The following is a 1440-nucleotide window of genomic DNA, read 5'->3' as shown; positions in this document are numbered from 1 at the left end:
AACCAACACCAACCACCCTGACATTCGACGAATTCCTTGCTGAATCTCGTGCTATCGACTCGGCTCGTAAATGGTTACGAAAGAACACCGCTAAAACAGGCAAGGTACTGAACAAAAGACTAAAACTACTACTTGAACGCGCTCTATCAAGCTTGTTTGAGCCAAGTGAAGCAACTAAGTTAACTCGCCAGATCAACTCATACACAACAACTCTTGTTGCTTCATTTGAAGAAATGCAACAACTCGCGAAAACAGTCGTTAACGACATCAACGATCAAGCCAATCAATCTAAGCAGCTTAAAGTCCTTGCAATACAAACAAGGCAGATGACCAGCCAGTTTTTAACGACTCTAGAAGACTACCGACGTTCAAGCACTAAAGGCGGTAAGTTAGCTCGTGGTGGCAAAATCGATAAGAAGTTATACGCCGAAGCCATTCGCAAACTTGAAGCAATAGAAAAGCTCTGTGACCAGACATCAAAGGCAGCGGCATTTCTAGCCACAGACAACGTAGAAGCCGCAAGTAAACAACTACAGTTCATCATTAACGCCAAACTTTAATCGCTCTAACCCTCGCATCACGTCGAGGGCTTTTTCATGCTCAATAACCTGCTCAAAAACTCGATATAAATACTTGCATATGAGAAATGCATCTTCTCATGCACCGAATGATTCCAATTCCTGCTAGTGAGCCGCGCTAGTGGTGCGAAAAGCGGCATTTCTAAATTTACAACATAGAGGCAATAACATGATAAACGCAGGCGGCAGACCAGAACGGTTTGATGAGATAGCCAGTGCCGAACTGGCAATATTGTCTTGTCTTGGTATCAAATCGATTAGTTCATTAGCTCGTGAGAACAACTGTTCTCGAAACACCGTAACCAAGTACGTTAATCGATTTAAAGCACGTTTAGGAGTACTTGGTTATGCAAATTAACTTGAATCACGTTCAACGTGATAGTTCAAACAAATGGCTTGCTAGTGCGGTTCTTGATGCCATTCAGTATCAAGTTCCTGATGCATTTCAAGCTGCTTGTCGAACTGCTGGTGGACTCAGTCAATGGCTAAACGATGATGAGTTAGAAACGCTTCTATCTGCTCATGAGAACGAACTTAAACAAGCTCAGCAACAGGCTGACTATGAACAGCTCAAAAAGGCTAGAGAAGCTTCTCAAGTACTCTATGCCTACAGCAAAGCGAACGACGATCTTAAATACTCTGTTGGTCGTACGACCCTTGACCGTGAACAAATGACTTTTACTAATTCTCAATTCAAGAACTGGGTTCAACGTCAGTTAGATCGTAATGACATTACGGTGTCACAAAGAGAAGATCTATTAGCCGCCAACTATTGGCTAGCAAAAGCCGAAACAATAATTGTTATAAACGGGATTTGAATATGTATTTCCAAGAAATGAAAAAAGCTGCTTCTGCTTTAGAT

At 42.1% G+C, this 1440-nt stretch carries 3 protein-coding genes; all 3 read left to right on the top strand.

Going from position 1 to position 1440, the window contains the following annotated elements:
- The coding region (locus tag AB4486_RS24975; protein WP_372119387.1) for a hypothetical protein at positions 1 to 560 on the top strand (560 nt) is incomplete at its 5' end.
- Between the two features lie 187 nt (positions 561 to 747).
- Positions 748 to 936 carry a hypothetical protein gene (locus tag AB4486_RS24970; protein WP_136976071.1) on the top strand — a complete coding sequence of 63 codons (189 nt, stop codon included), beginning with the start codon at positions 748 to 750 and terminating at the stop codon, positions 934 to 936.
- Positions 926 to 1396, top strand: a complete 471-nt coding sequence (locus tag AB4486_RS24965; RefSeq protein WP_136976072.1) for a hypothetical protein — start codon at positions 926 to 928, stop codon at positions 1394 to 1396. The genes AB4486_RS24970 and AB4486_RS24965 overlap by 11 nt, the downstream gene beginning before the upstream one ends.
- The last annotated feature ends 44 nt before the right edge of the window (positions 1397 to 1440 follow it).

The sequence above is a fragment of the Vibrio sp. 10N.222.55.C6 genome, from assembly GCF_041473395.1.
GTDB classification, from domain to species: domain Bacteria; phylum Pseudomonadota; class Gammaproteobacteria; order Enterobacterales; family Vibrionaceae; genus Vibrio; species Vibrio crassostreae_C.
The sequence above is the reverse complement of the archived record's forward strand: the minus strand, read 5'-3'. Positions and strand labels throughout refer to the sequence as shown.